The sequence below is a fragment of the Leptospira hartskeerlii genome (assembly GCF_002811475.1).
GTDB lineage: Bacteria > Spirochaetota > Leptospiria > Leptospirales > Leptospiraceae > Leptospira_B > Leptospira_B hartskeerlii.
Genome location: NZ_NPDL01000002.1, coordinates 419,411 through 436,798 on the forward strand (window position 1 = coordinate 419,411; position 17,388 = coordinate 436,798).

Consider the following 17,388-nt stretch of genomic DNA (forward strand, 5'->3'; position numbering starts at 1 on the left):
ATGTCTAGTTTCAAAAACGTTCTATCCTCCATTAAAGAATATTTTGAGCCTATCCCCAAGTTTGACGGAGAAAATGCTAATTTCAGAGAGGCGATCTATCTCTATTCTAAAAATCGTTCCGAGAAGAATTTAGAAAAACTTTCTGCCGAACTTACCAAAGCTTATTTTTTGATCCCTCATGCTGGAGCGGAAGCAACGGCTAAAAAGGCAAAACCTAAAAAGAAAGCAGCTGCTAAAAAAAAGAAGAAAAGCCCTAGTAAAAAAGGACCGGAACCTATCGTATTATTATACGTAAGCGATGAACGTGGCAGAGTATTCTTGCCCGCATTTTCCCATCCTTCCGAATCAATCCGCTATTTTAAAAAAGAGACCGCGCTTGTTCCTATCACAGCAAAAGAATTATGGGCCTTGGGCCTACAGAACAAGGGAGTTTCTGGGGTGGCTATAGATCCGGGCTCTACGTTATGGTTGCTCTCTAGAGAACATTTGGAATTGTTGCAAAAAGAAAAATAATCTCTCTTTTTAGCGAACTCACCCATGTATTCTTCTTTTCGAATATATACTTTTCACCTTCTTCTCTTATCCGTCTTATCCACGAACTGTATCCTTATTTCTAGATCGGAACTTTCTTCTCCCTCTAGCTTGAACGAGGGAAAAGTATTAAAACATTATAAAAAAGTTTCTATTAAAGTGATCTATATTCCCGAAAAGGATGATCGCGCTTATAATCTGGAAGAAGAAGAGCAGAAAAGTAGGGAAGAAATTTGGACGGAACTTTTGGTTTCCGCATATGAGGACTCTGGGTTGTTTAGAGAGGTGGTTACTTCTACTGATGGGGATCTGAAGGTCCAAATTAAGATCGTAGAATCGCAAGCGGAAGATCGGGGAATGGATTACGTATTTTCCAAAGGTTGGGGTTTTCGCCCATATAGAGAAGAAGGCTCGTTTGCAATGAGTACTGACTTTTACAATTCTAAGGGCGAACTTTTAGGTTCAGTAGACTTAACGGAAACATACGATTTCTATTATCAGGTTTTCTTTATATTCCTGGCACCTTTCTATTCTCCCGGCGGAGAATACGAAAGGTTGGGACGTTTTATGGGATTAAAAACTTTAGATAGGGCGTTATCTAAGGAAATTTTTATCCCCAAAAAATGATCTCCAAAAACTTGCCGAAATAGTTTACCCAAATCCCAAACAAGACCAAATTACTCACCGCAAAGATGGCCAATCTGTGGATAACGTTGTTATAAGTGAGATGGATTAGGCTATGTAAAACTCTAAGTCCCACATAGACCCAAGATAGTCGAAAATTCATTGGATCGCTAAAATTCGTTAGATATTGTATGAGACTGATCAAGTAGAACAATAGTGGCATTTCCAATAAGTTCATATAATTCCGATTTGCAATAGTTACCCACCCCGGAACATTTTTGGATTCTCCAAACTTGAAATCGTCCGGGATTACCTTACCGATGAAGCCTGCATAAAAACGTCGGATAGGTATTTGCAATAATACGAGAAAAGTCAGTAGAGCTAACGCTCCGATCGGAAGAAGCCAATATTCTTTCTGCATTTCTGAACCTTTTGGATCGAAAAGAATTTTATATGGAATAGTTTCGTTTTTAATCTGCAAGCAAAAGATGATAAATTTCATACGGTTTCTTTTTCATTTTCATTGACTCGCGACGTTTCTTCGGTAGTTTTAAAGCCCTTTCAATTCGTCTCTTACTTATAAAAATGCGGGAATCACTCGAAAAGGCAGTTTATCGACAGATACAATCCGATTGGGAAGTTTTCCAATTTGTCCAAACCGAAGGGATGGATGGGATTTGGGCCTTGGATCTTTCGGATCGAACTAGATTTTGGATCAATCCTAAATTCAGATCCGTCTTAGGGTTTCCTGCACAGGATCAAGATCTTGCCTCCCTTTCTTGGAAGGATCTCTTTTCAAAAAAGGATGACGAGCTGATCAATCATCAGTTGGGGAAGACTTCGGAATCTGCAATTATTCCTATCCGCTATAAGACTCTTTTCGGTTCCGAGGTGGAGACGGATACTAAACTAAAAATCTGCAAAGATCCATCCGGTGATCATATATGTATTGGGGGGATTCGGGTCGTAAAAGGATCTGAGTTGAATTCCATAAAAATGGAATTGGACTTTCTTTCTTTGATCAACGCTTTGCCGGATATGATCGGCTATTGGGATTCTAAACTCATCAATAGATTAGCGAACGATGCATATCAAAATTGGTTCGGAATAGACGCCAAAAAGATAGTGGGCTTGCATATGAGTGCGGTTTTAGGTGATGAGCTATTCAAATTAAATTTTCCTTATGTTCAAAATGTTTTGAAAGGTGAAACTCAATTATTTGAAAGAAGAATTCCTTCACCCGACGGAGAAAGTTTTAGATATTCTTTAGCAAAATATATACCGGATTTTAGGAATGGGGAAGTAGTCGGTTTTTCCGTTATAGTAAGCGATATTTCGCAAATTAAGAATGCAGAGGCAGCGAATCTAAAACTAGCAAGGATCGTGGAAGCTTCCGACGACGCGATCATCGGGAAAGATCTGGATGGAACGATTAACTCCTGGAACCGTGGTGCCGAAAAGATATTCGGCTACAGCTCCAAAGAGATTTTAGGATCAAATTTTGATAGATTGGTTTCAAAAGAATCCAAGAATTTGGAATCCAAAATCAATCAAAAGGTGATCTCTGAAAAAGAGACATCTAGTTTCGAATCCGTACGCAAATCTAAGGATGGTCATTCTATCGAGATGTCCATTACTCTTTCTCCAATGTTTGATTCAGAAGGGAAGATTATCGGTTCTGCAGAAATCGCCAGAGATATCGGTGAAAGAAAAAGAATGGAGAGCTCATTTAGGAGCGCTTTCGAATATTCTGCAATCGGCATGGCAATCCTGGATCCGAAAGGGAGATGGATCCAGGTAAACGGAAATTTGATCAAATTGTTAGGATACGATTGGGAAGAATTATCCAAACTGACCTTTAGGGATATAACCTATCCGGACGATATCGGAAAGGATATGCAGTTGCTAAAGGAAACTTTAGAAGGAAAACGATCAGGATATCATTTAGAAAAACGTTATATTAAGAAAAACGGAGAGATCATCTGGATACTTCTCTCTGTGGCTTTGGTGCGCGATGCCGACGGAATGCCTAACCACTTTATCTCTCAGATCATGGACATCGATGAGATTAAAAAAACGGAAGAACAATTACGTCATGCCAAGGAGCTTTTAGAGCAGACGAATAAAATGGTTAAGATCGGTGCCTGGGATATGGATCTCAAAACCGATGACCAAACCTGGTCCGGTGTAATGAAAGAAATGTTCGAAGTCCCTATGGATTTTGAGCCGGATAAAGAGGGAGTATTAAGATTTGTTAAAGAAGGAGATATCCGAAATCAAATTAGAGAATTGATAGATAGGCTTAAAATAATGGGCGAGCCGTACGATCTGGAGATCCAGATTATTACTGCGAAAGGGAAAGAACTTTGGGTCAGGACCGTAGGTAACGCAGAGTTTGAAAACGGAGAATGTGTCCGGATCTACGGAGCATTTTATGATATCGATAAGAGAAAAAAAGCGGAGCTGGAATTATTTAGAGAAAAATCCAGGTTATCCGCATTTGTCGAACATGCTCCTGCCGCAGTCGCCATGTTCGATACGGAGATTAAATACGTTGCCGTAAGTGAAAGATGGTTATCAGAATACCATTTGTTCGGAAAAAATATCATAGGACTTTCGCATTACGAAGTATTCGGAAATATTTCGGAAGAATGGAAAAATATACATCGAAGATGTTTATCCGGAGAAGTTTTAAAGAATGATGAAGATGTATGGAGACCAGATGGTTGGGAGCATGATCAATATCTTCGCTGGGAAGTAAGGCCCTGGTACCAGTTGGACGGTTCCATAGGCGGGATCATGATGTTCACTCAAGACATCACAGAAAGTTGTCTACAAAGGGAAGAATTAAGAAAAGCAAAACTAGTTGCCGAACAAGCAAATAGAGCTAAGTCGGACTTCTTGGCAAATATGAGTCACGAGATACGGACTCCTCTGAATGGGATCATAGGGTTCTCAGATCTTTTACTACGGACTTCCATGGATTCTACTCAACATCAATATATGATGACCGTATTCCAATCCGCCGAGTCTTTACTGGATATTATTAATGATATATTAGATTTTTCTAAGATTGAAGCGGGAAAGTTAGAGTTATCTTATGAAAAGACAAACCTTTTGGAACTTTGTAGCCAGATCGTAAATACGATCAAGTTCCAAGCTCAAAAAAAAGGATTGGAAGTTATCGTAAATGTTGCTTGGGATGTACCCAGATTCGTAAAAGTGGATAGTGTTCGGCTTAGACAGGTAATAGTAAATCTATTCAGCAACTCCGTAAAATTTACGGAAGAAGGTGAAATCGAATTAAAGATAGAACTTCTCAAAAAAAATTCCGAAACAGAAGGAGAGTTCAGATTCTCGGTAAGAGATACGGGAATCGGGATCGCGCCTGATGCGAGAGATAAAATATTCGAAGCATTCACCCAGGGAGATGTTTCTACCACTCGTAGATTTGGGGGCACAGGCTTAGGGCTTGCTATCTCTAATAAACTTTTATCTATGATGGGAAGCGGACTCCAGTTAAAGAGTGAGTTAGGAAAAGGAAGTATATTCTATTTCGATCTAAAACTGAATATCTCCGAAATAGTGGGAGAAGATTGGATCAGACTTCGTTCTATCAAAAAGGTTTTGGTTGCGGATAAAGATCAAGAAAACATAAAATTGATCGGAGAAATGTTATCTATGCAGAATATTCCCGCGGACTTCTCCAAAAACGGAGAAGAGATGTTACAAACATTATCCAGCGGAAATAGATACGATATGATCTTGATGGATTCCAACATGCCGGAAGGAGACGGCCTGGAGTTAGTCCGAAAAGTAAGAGAAGATCTAAAGATCAGAAGCGAGGACCAACCGATCGTACTGATCGTGAATCCAGAAGAAGGAGAATCATTTACGGAAAAATCCAGAAAGTTGGGGGTCCAAGAGGTGATCTCTAAACCGATCCATATGCAGAAATTATTCGATATTCTTGCTAGAAATCAGATCTTTAAGGAACCTTTTGAGTTTCCTTTGAATAGAAGAGATCAAGAAGGTGCTCCTAGCATTCATAAAACCGCAACCGTCTTAATTGCAGAAGACAATTCAGTAAATATGATGCTCGCTAAAAGTATCGTTAAAAAAATCCTTCCGAAGGCAAAATGTATAGAGGCTCAAACAGGAAGAGAAGCAGTCGATAAATTTAGAGAAATTAACCCTGATCTGATCTTTATGGATATCCAAATGCCTGAAATGAATGGATATGAGGCTACTAAAGCAATTCGCGTTCTGGAAAAAGACGGACGTAGGGTCCCAATCATTGCAGTGACTGCCGGTATAGTGTCCGGAGAAAGAGAAAGATGTTTAGAGGCTGGGATGGATGATTATATCAGTAAGCCAGCGGTAAAAGCGGATTTTGCTCGGATTATCTTTCGTTGGATGAGTTGATCATCACTTAATTTTCTAAAAGATCTTGATAATCTTCCAATAGGTCCAAGATCTCAAGATCCATTCCATAGGACCTAAGTTGAAATATCTTTTCCATGCTAAGGAAAATGCTCCAAAGAAAATCCAAATCGGAACAGTCAATAGCAGAACGATATAACTACCTAATTGATCAAAATACCCGAGTCCCCAACCGCAAAAGATCCACGTGCAAACTAAAGATTCTCCCAAATAACAGGTCAAAGAAAATTTTCCCATTGCCTCAAACCAGATCCGATCTGCAAAACTTCTTCCTGAGTTATAATAATTCCCGAGCAAATACACATAACAGAATGTGAGTGCAGGGGCGCTAAAAGTATCCGAGATTGCGTAGATAATTTTCAAGAATATGCTTGGATTTTCCGGGAGAATATGACGAGAATATAATGTATAAACAAGATTTCCTAAGATCCCAAAGAGTAACGCCCAAGGAAAATATTTTTTAAATCCTGGTTTGATTCTCTCCCAGTCAGTAAAGAGCGAATTTTTGGCTGCATAAAAACCCAAACAGAACATGGAGAAAACTGTCGGCCATTGATAAAATACCAAAAATGGAATGGAGAGAATAGTATCCTTCGTCCTTTGTACATTACTTTCCCAGAAACCTCCTAAATATGCCTTTCTAGTTTCTTCCAATAGACGGGGAAGATTTGCCGTCAGTTGAGATTTTAATTCTACTTCTGCCAAACTCATTCCTATTCTGCAAAACACAGCTATCACTAAACATAATAGGGAAAGTTTTAGCAACCAGGAGGAAGATTTGTTTCTCAAAAACCAGAGCAATGCTCCTAAAATTGAATAAGAAAGAAGAATGTCCCCGATAAATAAGAAAACTCCATGCAGAAGTCCTAATATTCCTAAACCTAATATCCTTCTGAAATATCTGGATTTTGAGTTTGCTTCCGTATTATTCTCCAATTGGATAAAAAAACCATAACCGAATAAAAAGGAGAATAATACATAAAATTTTGATTCAAAGAAAAACGCCACGATCCAAGAGCCTACGGAATCCAATAGAGTGGAATTTTCCCCCAAGGAAGCTACTATAAACATCGGTTTTGAAAAATAAGGTAGGTTGACAACGAGTATCCCTAAAAGTGCAAATCCTCGTAAAAAGTCGATGAATCCGATCCTGTTTTTCATATTTATCCTTTAGTGTTTCGGTTTCCAGTTCCAGGTGAATGCAAGCAGAATTATGGCCAAGATGGCGGAAATAAATATTATAGATATTGAATATTCCCAGCGAAACCAGGAGAAGGAACTCATCCATCCTAAACCTTTAGAAAGCGCTGTTCTTCCTAAATAACCGAATAGGCCGATAAATCCTGCCGCTGTCCCGACCGCTTTTTTAGAAGTGAAATCCAGTCCAGCTACTCCGAGTAACATAACAGGTGGATATATAAAAAATCCGACCACACCGAATAGTGTAAGATCCGCCCATAAATATCCTGGCGGAACAAGTAAGATCCCGAACAATGCGAATAAGATTGGTACCATACAGACCAAGCTGACTAATCCTCTTTTTCCTCCCACCTTGTCGGAATACCAACCGACAAGCAAAGTGGAACCTATTCCCGCGAATTCATAGATTAGAGTGCTGATCCCTCCTTTTTCTAAGCTGGCTCCTTTAGCGAACTTTAAGTAAGAAGGACCCCAATCCGTAAGACTATACCTCACTATGTACACGAAAAAATTTGCTATGGCAAAGACCCAAATATACTTATTTAAAAGTACTAGATCTATAAAAATTTCCTTAAAGCTGAGTTCTCTTTCTGATTCTGAAACTTTTGCTGAGTCGGTTTCTGTTCCGGTATATTCTTCAATGGAGGGAAGTCCGACAGATTGAGGAGTATCCAATAATCTAAAATACAAATAGATGGCAGTTAAAAATGAAAGTGCTGCAGGAATATAAAATGCGTTTCTCCATCCAAACCAGGAGGCACTATAAGCTGCGATCACTCCAACCAATCCGCCTCCAACGTTATGTGCGATGTTCCAGACTGCGAATTTTTCCCCTCTTTCTTTGACGGAAAACCAGTGACCTAAGGATCTTCCGCAAGGAGGCCAACCCATCCCTTGAAATAAACCGTTGAGTCCCCATAAAATCAAATGTGTTTGGTAATCGGAAGAAGCTCCGAAGCATATATTACAAATCCCTGTTAGGATAAGACCTAATGGCATGAAGACTTTCGGATTACTTCTATCCGATAGAGCTCCCATTAGGAATTTTCCGATCCCGTAGGAGATAGCAGTGATCGCTAAAATATTTCCGATTTGTTCTTGGGAATAAGAGAGTGCTTGTCCAATTTCCTTGGAAACTACCGGAAAATTGTTCCGGACAGTATAAAAGACGGAATATCCGAGAAAAGTGGCTTCTAAAATTCTCCAACGAAACTTTGGATATATGGAACGGATCTCCGACTCGGAGCGTAACGGTTTAGGCGGACTAGGTAGAATCCAGGATAGTAGACCTTTTCTCATCGATCGGGAAGAATGATTGGTATATGTCGGACGCACAAGTAGAATTTGATTAAAAATGCCTAAATCCGGATTCTTTAGGAGAGTAAGATTTTCCTTCGTAAGAGTATCTTACTTGGGGAGATTCACCTTTTTCCAAAGCAAAGACGGTTCCTATCTTACTGATAGAGATCCCTTCCCAGGACGAAGGTAGTTCGTCAGGAGATAAAAATAAGAGTTCTAATTCTTCACCTGAAGTTAAAACTCCTTCTATCCCGATAGCTTCTTTAACTCCATTCTCGAAAGGGAGTTTATCCAGATCTAATTCCATCTTAACCCCGGAAGATTTAGCTAATTTGAATACATCTTGTTTGAGTCCATCGGTCAGATCCATTCCTGCATGTATTCTGTTTCTTGAATATAAAGAACGGCTTAAGTTCAATCTGGATTTAGGCCTTAAATGTCTATCCAATGCGATCTTTTTGACTTCCGGAGAGAGTGAAATATGGGCACCTTCTAATATTTTATAACCTAAGAGAGAGGCACCTATATGACCGCTTAAATATACATTATCTCCGGGTGTTCCGCCCTTTCTATCTACAGGGGAGCTTGACTTTCCTAATAGAGTTAAAGTTAAGTTTAGCTCTTGTGTCCTATAGGTGTCTCCACCGCAGAGCTCAATCTCGTAGTAGTTTAATGCCTTCTTAAATGAATCAATAAACGGTTCTAAAAATTCTTTTCGGTTACAGGAAGGAGAAAGTCCGAAATTAAAAAATGCCTTTTGGGGTGTTCCGTTAGCCGCGGCTATATCCGATACGTTAACTTCCACCAACTTGTGGGCCAAATCTTCAGGACGACTCCAGTCCAAACGAAAATGAGTTCCTTCTACTATCGTATCTGTTGTGATTAAGTTTCCTTCTTTGTCCGAATAACAGTCGTTTTCCTGTTCTTTGCCGGGAGGATATAAGGAGGAGATGAGTTCTTCTTCGTTCAAGCGTTTTCCAATATCTAAAAATCTTGACTTTGTTTTATTTCAACCCTAGTATAAGACCATGAAATCACGTATAAATTCTTTTTATCAATCCGCACTGATTTTTTCAGTATTCTCCCTTGCTGGAAGTTTGCAATTCAATTCGTTATCCGCTGAAACTTCTTGTAAATATTCCGTGAGCCAAGAAGCAACTACTCTAGATTGGAAGGCTTTTAAATTCACTGAAAAAACGGGAGTGGGTGGCAAGTTCACCAAAGTAAGTATTTCCGGGGCTAAATCGGCAGCTAATGTTCCAGATTCATTAAAGGGATTAAAATTCTCTATCGATCCTATGGATCTGGATAGCGGAAATGCGGAAAGAGATCCAAAGATCAAAGGTGCATTTTTCGGAAATTTGAAAAAGAACGGAAAGATAGAAGGATCAGTATCTTCTGTAAAACTAGAAGCAGATGGAAAATCCGGAACCGGAGTTGTTAAACTTGTCTGGAATGGAGTGAGTAAAGATGTTCCTTTACAATTTACTTTAGCTGAAGAAGTTTTGGAAGCAAAGGGTTCTTTGGATGTAAACAATTGGAATGCAAACAAGGCCTTAACTGCGTTGAACGCAGTCTGCAATGATCTACACAAGGGTAAGGACGGAAAGTCTGTTCTTTGGCCCGATGTAGAGATTACTATCAAATCTACTTTAAAGAAAGATTGTAAATAAGATTGAAATGCGGGGCGGAGCTCCGCTTAAAATAAATTTCAGAATGTCCTTAGCCACCCGAAGTAGGAACATAGCAAAGACAGAGAATTGAATGCAATTCCGAGCAAGAGCGAGTACCTGTGTTGAACCAGCTTGCTTGGTTCTTCAAGGCTGTAGATCCCGCCGATCCGAACGTCGACAGAGAACCGTCATCATCTCCGTTAGAACAGTTATTTGTAGTATCATAAACGCCGTTGCCGTCCGAGAAACTCCAGACGGTTTGGTCTGCTATACCTGCGGATACCATAGTATCCTCTAGATCAACTGCAAATAAGTTGGCATAATCTTGGGCGATAATGGTACCGAAGGGTCCCCTGATTGGAACTCCGGTCGTAGGAAAGTCCGAATAGGATGTATTAAGAGAAGCAGCGGGAGTAAGAGAAGTAGAAACTAATGGAGCGTATTTAGAACATTTAGTATCTATAATATTCGAAAAGATTCTTTGCTGGCCGCATATAAAGTTTAAGCTGGGATCCAGGCTCCCAGTTCCCAAAACAGCTAACTTTCCATTATAGCTGGTGTTCGTCGCATATAGATAAATCCCGTCTGGCGCCGAGACAAGAATACTCATTAATATTGCTTGTGGACTACAGCCTCTATCCTGGTCCGAGCAGGTTTTGTCGGAAAGGCAACCACTAGATAAAACACAAAAAAGTAAAACAGGAAGAATGCGAGGAGTCATCTAACCTATGTTAAAATTACGCAAATCCCTAAGCAAGAAATTATATCTTCTGTTTTAGCTAAAACCTAACTTCCTAAACAACTTTCCCTTCTATTTTTAATAACAAATACAAATGATCTGATGAGACTCCGAACACACCGGAGCTCCCGATAAGAGCCAGACGTTAGTAGCATCCGTCGGGGATCCAATTCCGCCGGTGGCCCCGGTGCTCGTTCCGTTAATACAATTGTCCGCAGAATTATAAACCCCTCCCGAATTGGAAAATGTCCAAAACGGTTGCGAAGTGACGCCTGCTTGTTCCATGGTCATGAGTAGTGCGGAAAATATATTTGTCCATGAGGTGGCAATCATATCTCCTCTTGCTCCTCTAACAGGATACGCTGTACTATTCGGAATACCATATAGCGAGGCAAAATTATAAAGTGCATTTGTAGAAGTTGAAACTAGAGGAAGAACATTCATACAACTTGAATTAATGATCGATGCAAATACACGATTTGTAGTGCAGATATTATGGAGACTTTCTTCGAAGGTAGATCCGTAGACCGCCAAGTTTCCTTGGTAGGTGGCTTGAGTTGAATATAAATATATCCCTTGAGGAGCGGAGATCATAGAATATATCTGCTCTTGAATGCTACAATTTTTGTCCTGATCGGAACAAACTTTTGAACTCATACATGCGTTCGAAGAAAGGATTAGCAAGAAGAAGGAAAGTTGAAGAAAAAATTTCACCGTATGATTAAAAACCAAACGGACTCTTTTTGCAAGAAATTTACTTAGGAAAATTTAGTAACAAAAGCATAGGATTTTTTTATACTGATCACAAGTCGCAACATTAGCACCCACCCAAGTATTACTTTGATCGATCGGATTTCCAGTGGTCCCGTTATCGCCGGTGCTCTTGGAAAGCCCATCGAGGCAACTTGTCGAATAACCCCCGCCTGCAGCGGTAAAAGTCCAGAATTCTTCAGTCGTGATTCCTGAATTACTTAGGGAAGCAACATCAGGCCCAATTGCTATCAGCCAGTTAAAACTCCGAGAAATGATATTTCCTTTTGATCCCCTAATTATAAGATTGTCTCCATCAAATGCGGGGAAATTTACAGGATATTGATCGATAGACATTAGATCACTTGAAACTCCCGGAAGAACATTCATGCAAGAAGATATGATTGGCGCAAAGATCCGATTTGCTGTGCAGAGATTCATGAGGCTATCGAATAGGGTAGGTCCGTAATTGGCTAAATCGCCTTGGTAAGAATTGAAAGAGGAATAAATATATATTCCGGGAGGTGGAGCGATAAATGAATATAAAATTTCGGTAAAGCTGCACGCTCTATCTTCTTTAGAACATACATTCTCTTCGGTACATGTATTGAATGAAAAAAAGGCCAAAAGAAGAAAAAGGACAATCGATTTCACATCTATATACGGATCTACTTTACTTTTTATGCAAGAAGTTTCCGAAAGAAACAATCAATATTAAGATTTTCTTTCGATAAGAATATTTTAATAAGAAGAATCTATTGAGCTTGAGCGCTGGAAGAATCCGGAGTGAAACAAACACAAAGCACTCGATGTCGAGTATCGCAAGTAGCTGTCGCAGCACTCGGGTTCAGCCAGTCTGTGTTTTTACTTTTAGCGGAACCGGTTGCACCCGATACTATATTTGTATTATCAGATCCGATGTTACAATTGTTCGCGGCAAGTCCACCTCCCGGAGTCCCCGCAAAAGTCCAAAAATCATCTGTGCCTAAGCCGGCGTCCGATAGTGGTCGATCCAAACTTACTGAACCGAGTGTGAAATTATCCCAGGTAGAAGCAAGCTGGAGGCCGGTAGGGCCGAAGACAGGGAGATTAATAGGAGCGGAGAAGGAAGTAGCAAAAGAAGATAAAGGAACAGATTCGGTTGAAATGAATGCCCACACATCCGGACAGAACTGATTCACAAGGGAGGAGAATAACTTTTCTCCTCTGCAGATATTTTGGCCGCTGATCTCAGGAGTGCTGTCGAAAGCGGCAAGATTACCCTGGTATGTTGTAAGTGTAGAATAGATATAGATCCCGTTCGGAACGGTTAGGGCAGAAGTAAGTAGAGCCTGAGTGCTACAGCTTTTATCCTCGTCAGAACAGGTCTTATCACCCAAACAATTGTAATAAAAGGAAGAACACAAAAAGGTAATAAGGATCAGATTCCGACTTCGCATAATACAACACTCCCTAGAGGACTATACAAAGTTCAAGGAATTTATCATAACACTTGACTAAATTGTCCAAAAGTTTTTTATTCTGCCAAGATGCGTCCAAAACTTAAAGCCCGTTCTATAATTTTTTTCCTATTGGCAATGTTCCTAACTCCAAGCCTATTATTTGCCGATCAGACCATTCTTCTGCGTAAAGGAGGTAAGGTGATTGGTAATGTAGTAGGTCAAAATGAGAAGACGATCACTGTTCAATCTGAATCGGGCAAACAGACCATCAACAAAAGAGATATATTAAAAATTATTTATAAAGATATTACAAAAGAAGAAGAGAACCGCATTCGTAAGGAAGAAGAGAAGAAGGTCCAGGAAAACCCTCAAGTAGTAGAGGAGCCTGTCCAAGTCATCGAAACTCCTCCTACTTCTTCGACCATTTCGGGACCGAGCAGGAACAGATGGAGTGCAGTATGGCGCTCCGCAATTCTTCCTGGCTGGGGACAATGGTATACTGATAATAAATTGGAAGCAAAGATCACAGGTGGAGCATTCCTGGGCAGCTTAGCACTCGCAGGTTATGCCAGATCCGAAGCAGAATCTGCGAAAAGTAAATACGACGACGCAGTCTCCAAGAGCAGCACAACCGGCTCATATATATATGGAGGCGGGATTGCAAACTTTTACCTTCTCACTGTAGTTCCAGGAGCAAGAGCTGATTATGAAAGTTCCGTCCAAGCTTATAATACTTCTGTATATGTATTGGGTGGCGTGTATCTGGCTCAATTGGTCCGTACTTATTTCCTGGGAAAATCTTGGGAACAGGGATCTTCTGTTAATCCTGTGGCTTGGACAGTCGTACCTAAGCCTGATTGGTCTGCAGGCAGAATGGGCTGGGGCGCAGAAGCAAGTTTTAGCCTTGGTTTCTAGGAATTTTGTTCGTATTTCCTTGACCCCTTAGGCCGGTACGCGAAATTGGCCAATACAGGACATACCCATGCCAATCGTATCTAAACCGCATAGAACTCCTACCTTGAAAAAGGAACAAGCTAATAAGGCTTGGTTCGTAGTCGACGCTGAAGGCAAAACCTTAGGTCGTCTCGCTTCGGAGATCGCAACTAGACTCCGCGGTAAACATAAACCTACTTTTACTCCCAACGTTGATTGTGGAGATAATATCATCGTTATTAATGCCGCTAAAGTAGCTGTGACTGGAAATAAAGAGACTCAAAAAGAATATTTCCATCACTCTCGTTATCCAGGTGGTATGACAGCTACTACTCTCCAAAACATGAGAGCGAAACAACCTGAAAAAATCTTATACGAAGCAGTGAAAGGTATGCTTCCTAAAAGTAAACTCGGTGCTGAAATGTTAACTCATTTCAGAATTTTCCCAGGAACCGAGCATAATCTAGGCGCTCAAAAGCCGATCAAACTGGAACTCTAGGAGATATTAGAATATGGCAAGCGCTAAGGAAATCTGGGCAGTAGGTCGTCGCAAAAACGCAATCGCCCGCGTAAAATTAAAAGAAGGTTCCGGAAAGATTGTAATCAATGATAAAGATTACAAAGACTATCTGCAAAACAGCCGTTCTAATATTAAAGAAGCTGTAACCGCGTTAACTCTGATGAACGTTACCGAAAAGTTTGATCTTAAGGTAAATGTTTCCGGAGGAGGGATCATCGGACAAGTCGGAGCGATCCGTCATGCACTTGCAAGAGTGATCTGCCGTTATAATCCCGAGTTCAGAGCTACTGTTAAAAAAGAAGGCCTTCTGACTCGTGACCCACGTATGGTGGAACGTAAAAAATACGGTCTACACAAAGCACGTAGAGGAACTCAGTTCTCTAAACGTTAATCTACGCTTTTTAGATCTATTTTTGGGAATGCCTGAAGTTCTTGTTAGCAAGACCTCGGGCATTTTCTGTTTTTAGGGGTATCATGAATTTTAAAAAAGTTTCCGAAGTCCGCAAAATCTTTTTGGATTATTTTAAGGAGAAGGGCCATACAGTAGTTCCTTCTTCTTCTCTTTTACCTGCGGGAGATCCTACACTTCTATTCACTACTGCAGGAATGGTTCAGTTCAAGCCTTTGTTCACCGGTGCAGTGGAACTTCCTTATACAAGAGCAACTTCTGCTCAAAAATGTCTTAGAACAACTGACTTGGAGAATGTCGGTAAAACCGAAAGGCACTGTACATTCTTCGAAATGCTTGGAAACTTCAGCTTTGGAGATTATTTTAAAGAAGAAGCAATCGAATACGCATTGGATTGTTCCGTAAATTATCTTGGATTTCCTAAAGAAAAGATCTGGATCACAGTATTCGAAAATGATGATGAAGCAGAGAAGATCTGGGTCTCCAAAGGTATTCCTAAGGATAGGATCACTCGTTTAGGTAAAAAAGATAATTTCTGGGGACCGGCTGGAGATAGTGGTGCTTGCGGACCTTGTTCCGAGTTGTATTTGGACAGAGGACCTGAAAAGGCTTTTCCGGATTGTGGAGTCAAATACGAGTGCAAGCCCGGTTGCGATTGCGATCGTTTTTTAGAATTTTGGAATATAGTATTCAACCAATTCAATCAGGACACCGAAGGCAATCTTCATCCGCTCAAACAAACCGGAATTGATACTGGCTCCGGATTGGAAAGAGTCGCTCTACTCTTGCAAGGAGTGGATTCGGTTTATGATACCGACGAACTTCGTAGGATTATTACGGAAGTAGAAAAGATTTCCGGCAAAACTTATAACGAATCCACAAAAGTCCCGTTCAGAGTGATTACGGACCATATTCGTTCCGTGTTATTCACAGTGTCCGACGGGATCTATCCGGACAGAACAGGAAGAGGATACGTTATACGTCGCTTAATTCGTAGAGCGGTATTGTTTGCGCGAAAACTAGATTTGAGAGAACCTTTCTTACACAAGCTAGCCAGATCGGTGTGTGATATTTATAAAGAAAGATATCCCGATCTTGAAAAACATATCTCCTCAGTGGAAAGAACACTTCTCGCAGAAGAGGAATTATTTCTCAAAACCTTAGAGATCGGTTTGGAAAAAATAGAAGTTCTGGTTTCCAAAACTAAGTCGGAAGGTTCCAGCACATTCTCCGGAAAAGATAGCTTCTTACTTTATGGAACTTACGGATTCCCTGCGGAGATGACGGAAGAGATCGTAGCAGAACACGGCCTTTCTTTTGATAGAAAAGGTTTCGAAGAAGAATTGGAGAAAGACAGACAATCTTCTCGCGAGACTTGGAAAGCAAATAAGGTTTCCTTATTCACAGGGATCAAAACAGATAAGACCCGGTTTTTGGGTTACGATGTTTTAGAAGCTGAGTCGGATCTTAAATTTTTATTCTCAGATAATAAGCAAACTTCGGCGCTTAAAGAAGGTGAATCCGGAGTATTAGTATTTTCTTCCAGTCCATTCTATCCGGAAGGTGGGGGACAGGTTGGAGATATAGGATTCATTCGAAAAGGACAATCTGTCTTTAAGGTTTTGGATACTCAAAAAGAGAATGATATCATTCTTCATATCGGAACTGTTCTTTCCGGAAGTTTCTCGGCCGGAGACAAGGCTATGTTGGAAGTGGAAAAGGAAAGAAGAGAAAGACTTAAATTCCATCACTCCGGAACTCACTTATTGAACGGAGCTCTTAGAAATCTTCTTGGAAATCATGTTCTTCAAAAAGGATCCATCGTTTCTCCTGAATATCTGCGTTTCGACTTCTCTCATCCAAGCCCTTTGAGTGCAGAAGAAATTCGTAATATAGAATCTTGGGTAAACGAAAGTATTGTCCGCCATATTCCTGTGGATACTAAGGTGCTTCCGATAGAAGAAGCTAAGAAGACCGGAGCAGTCGCCGCCTTCGACGAAAAATACGGAGACAGTGTAAGGGTCCTTCAGATGGGAGATCGCTCCTTGGAATTCTGCGGCGGGACCCACGTTGGTAATACCGGAGATATCGGATACTTCTTCATTAAAAAAGAATCCAGCCCAGGTGCAGGAAATAGAAGGATAGAAGCAGTGGCAGGCCCTCTTGTTGTGGAAACCTTCCAAAACAGATTTGCAGAATTAACGGAAGCGGTCCAAAATTTGAATCTTAAGATCAAAGATGAGTTAGGGGCAGAAGGAAGTTCACTTTCCATCAAAACAATAATCCCAGGACCCGATGAGATCAGATCTTTGTTTGCATCCAAGGGGGCGGATGCCGTAGTTTCGCTTAGAGATCTTTCCGAAAAACTATCCGTAGAATTGGAAGAGACTCAATCCAAGTTTTTAAAAGAGAAGAAGAACAGAGAGTCCAGAGACTTCGAGAATAACCCCGAAGTGATCGCAAAAGTATTCGAAAATTCTAAAGTGATCGGATCTGTTAAAATTGTTTCTGCGATTTTTGAATCTAAGGATGCAAAGGCGTTAAAAGGACTTTCTGATAATATCAAAGTCAGAGAAAAAGAAATAGTGGCCATTCTTGCCAGCAAAAACACGGAAGATGCAAGTATCGTAATCACTTGTTCTTCTTCTTTGGTTGGAAAGATCCACTGCGGAGAACTAGTCAAAACTGCCTGTGAAATTTTAGGTGGAAAGGGCGGCGGAAAACCGGATATGGCCCAAGGCGGAGGAAAAGAAGTTTCCAAAGTAGAAGAAGCAGTTCAGTCCGCATTAGAAAAGGCAAGTTCCAGTTTGAACGGGGGAAAATAA

At 40.5% G+C, this 17,388-nt stretch carries 16 protein-coding genes; 8 read left to right on the forward strand and 8 right to left on the reverse strand.

Going from position 1 to position 17,388, the window contains the following annotated elements; translation table 11 throughout:
- Together CH352_RS04930 and CH352_RS04935 are read left to right on the forward strand one after the other, a co-directional pair.
- Window positions 1-513 carry an SseB family protein gene (locus CH352_RS04930; RefSeq protein WP_100705402.1) on the forward strand — a complete coding sequence of 171 codons (513 nt, stop codon included), beginning with the start codon at window positions 1-3 and terminating at the stop codon, window positions 511-513.
- Between the two features lie 24 nt (window positions 514-537).
- Window positions 538-1,158, forward strand: a complete 621-nt coding sequence (locus tag CH352_RS04935; protein WP_100705401.1) for a hypothetical protein — start codon at window positions 538-540, stop codon at window positions 1,156-1,158.
- Here the strand turns inward: CH352_RS04935 and CH352_RS04940 are convergent.
- Window positions 1,142-1,657, reverse strand: coding sequence for an MAPEG family protein (locus CH352_RS04940; protein WP_243396218.1), 516 nt, complete (start codon window positions 1,655-1,657; stop codon window positions 1,142-1,144). The two genes, CH352_RS04935 and CH352_RS04940, sit on opposite strands and share 17 nt — an antisense overlap.
- An 83-nt stretch (window positions 1,658-1,740) precedes the next feature.
- Here CH352_RS04940 and CH352_RS04945 point away from each other — a divergent pair, with 83 nt between their 5' ends.
- Window positions 1,741-5,580 (forward strand): PAS domain S-box protein, encoded by a 3,840-nt coding sequence (locus tag CH352_RS04945; protein WP_100705400.1) that lies wholly within the window; start codon window positions 1,741-1,743, stop codon window positions 5,578-5,580.
- A gap of 15 nt (window positions 5,581-5,595) precedes the next feature.
- On the opposite strand, the gene CH352_RS04950 is transcribed toward CH352_RS04945, so the two are convergent.
- From CH352_RS04950 to thiL, 3 genes are read right to left on the reverse strand one after another with little or no spacing between them, the layout of a single operon-like run.
- Window positions 5,596-6,759 carry a DUF418 domain-containing protein gene (locus tag CH352_RS04950; protein WP_100705399.1) on the reverse strand — a complete coding sequence of 388 codons (1,164 nt, stop codon included), beginning with the start codon at window positions 6,757-6,759 and terminating at the stop codon, window positions 5,596-5,598.
- A gap of 9 nt (window positions 6,760-6,768) precedes the next feature.
- Complete coding sequence (locus CH352_RS04955) at window positions 6,769-8,097, reverse strand: MFS transporter (protein ID WP_100705398.1); 1,329 nt, start codon at window positions 8,095-8,097, stop codon at window positions 6,769-6,771.
- Window positions 8,098-8,146: 49 nt separating this feature from the next.
- Window positions 8,147-9,067 (reverse strand): thiamine-phosphate kinase, encoded by a 921-nt coding sequence (gene thiL / locus CH352_RS04960; RefSeq protein ID WP_100705397.1) that lies wholly within the window; start codon window positions 9,065-9,067, stop codon window positions 8,147-8,149.
- A 58-nt stretch (window positions 9,068-9,125) separates the two neighbouring features.
- Between thiL and CH352_RS04965 the strand changes: the two genes are divergently transcribed.
- Entirely contained in the window at window positions 9,126-9,770 is a 645-nt protein-coding gene (locus tag CH352_RS04965) for a YceI family protein (RefSeq protein ID WP_100705396.1), read from the forward strand.
- 49 nt (window positions 9,771-9,819) lie between these two features.
- On the opposite strand, the gene CH352_RS04970 is transcribed toward CH352_RS04965, so the two are convergent.
- From CH352_RS04970 to CH352_RS04985, 4 genes are all read right to left on the reverse strand, one after another.
- Entirely contained in the window at window positions 9,820-10,380 is a 561-nt protein-coding gene (locus CH352_RS04970) for a hypothetical protein (protein ID WP_243396216.1), read from the reverse strand.
- A gap of 207 nt (window positions 10,381-10,587) precedes the next feature.
- Window positions 10,588-11,166 (reverse strand): hypothetical protein, encoded by a 579-nt coding sequence (locus CH352_RS04975; RefSeq protein WP_243396215.1) that lies wholly within the window; start codon window positions 11,164-11,166, stop codon window positions 10,588-10,590.
- Between the two features lie 111 nt (window positions 11,167-11,277).
- Window positions 11,278-11,913 (reverse strand): hypothetical protein, encoded by a 636-nt coding sequence (locus tag CH352_RS04980; RefSeq protein ID WP_243396214.1) that lies wholly within the window; start codon window positions 11,911-11,913, stop codon window positions 11,278-11,280.
- Window positions 11,914-12,014: 101 nt separating this feature from the next.
- A complete protein-coding gene (locus CH352_RS04985; protein WP_125169469.1) occupies window positions 12,015-12,698 on the reverse strand; it encodes a hypothetical protein in 684 nt (227 codons plus the stop codon).
- A gap of 138 nt (window positions 12,699-12,836) precedes the next feature.
- On the opposite strand from CH352_RS04985, the gene CH352_RS04990 reads away from it, so the two are divergent.
- The 4 genes from CH352_RS04990 to alaS all read left to right on the forward strand — a co-directional run bounded on the left by CH352_RS04990 (window position 12,837) and on the right by alaS (window position 17,388).
- Complete coding sequence (locus CH352_RS04990) at window positions 12,837-13,616, forward strand: LA_0442/LA_0875 N-terminal domain-containing protein (RefSeq protein ID WP_425268937.1); 780 nt, start codon at window positions 12,837-12,839, stop codon at window positions 13,614-13,616.
- A 67-nt stretch (window positions 13,617-13,683) separates the two neighbouring features.
- A complete protein-coding gene (gene rplM, locus CH352_RS04995) occupies window positions 13,684-14,133 on the forward strand; it encodes a 50S ribosomal protein L13 (RefSeq protein ID WP_100705391.1) in 450 nt (149 codons plus the stop codon).
- A 13-nt stretch (window positions 14,134-14,146) separates the two neighbouring features.
- Window positions 14,147-14,545, forward strand: coding sequence for a 30S ribosomal protein S9 (gene rpsI, locus CH352_RS05000; protein WP_100705390.1), 399 nt, complete (start codon window positions 14,147-14,149; stop codon window positions 14,543-14,545).
- An 83-nt stretch (window positions 14,546-14,628) separates the two neighbouring features.
- The gene (alaS, locus tag CH352_RS05005; RefSeq protein WP_100705389.1) at window positions 14,629-17,388 is read left to right on the forward strand and encodes an alanine--tRNA ligase; all 2,760 of its coding nucleotides are present in this window, start codon (window positions 14,629-14,631) and stop codon (window positions 17,386-17,388) included.

Coding starts and splice junctions, on each gene's coding strand:
- CH352_RS04950 (WP_100705399.1), bottom strand. CDS start 6,759: ATGAAAAACAGGATCGGATTCATCGACTTTTTACGAGGATTTGCACTT.
- CH352_RS04930 (WP_100705402.1), top strand. CDS start 1: ATGTCTAGTTTCAAAAACGTTCTATCCTCCATTAAAGAATATTTTGAG.
- rplM (WP_100705391.1), top strand. CDS start 13,684: ATGCCAATCGTATCTAAACCGCATAGAACTCCTACCTTGAAAAAGGAA.
- alaS (WP_100705389.1), top strand. CDS start 14,629: ATGAATTTTAAAAAAGTTTCCGAAGTCCGCAAAATCTTTTTGGATTAT.
- CH352_RS04970 (WP_243396216.1), bottom strand. CDS start 10,380: ATGAGTATTCTTGTCTCGGCGCCAGACGGGATTTATCTATATGCGACG.
- rpsI (WP_100705390.1), top strand. CDS start 14,147: ATGGCAAGCGCTAAGGAAATCTGGGCAGTAGGTCGTCGCAAAAACGCA.
- CH352_RS04975 (WP_243396215.1), bottom strand. CDS start 11,166: ATGAGTTCAAAAGTTTGTTCCGATCAGGACAAAAATTGTAGCATTCAA.
- CH352_RS04935 (WP_100705401.1), top strand. CDS start 538: ATGTATTCTTCTTTTCGAATATATACTTTTCACCTTCTTCTCTTATCC.
- CH352_RS04940 (WP_243396218.1), bottom strand. CDS start 1,657: ATGAAATTTATCATCTTTTGCTTGCAGATTAAAAACGAAACTATTCCA.
- CH352_RS04965 (WP_100705396.1), top strand. CDS start 9,126: ATGAAATCACGTATAAATTCTTTTTATCAATCCGCACTGATTTTTTCA.
- CH352_RS04945 (WP_100705400.1), top strand. CDS start 1,741: ATGCGGGAATCACTCGAAAAGGCAGTTTATCGACAGATACAATCCGAT.
- CH352_RS04985 (WP_125169469.1), bottom strand. CDS start 12,698: ATGCGAAGTCGGAATCTGATCCTTATTACCTTTTTGTGTTCTTCCTTT.
- CH352_RS04955 (WP_100705398.1), bottom strand. CDS start 8,097: ATGAGAAAAGGTCTACTATCCTGGATTCTACCTAGTCCGCCTAAACCG.
- CH352_RS04990 (WP_425268937.1), top strand. CDS start 12,837: ATGTTCCTAACTCCAAGCCTATTATTTGCCGATCAGACCATTCTTCTG.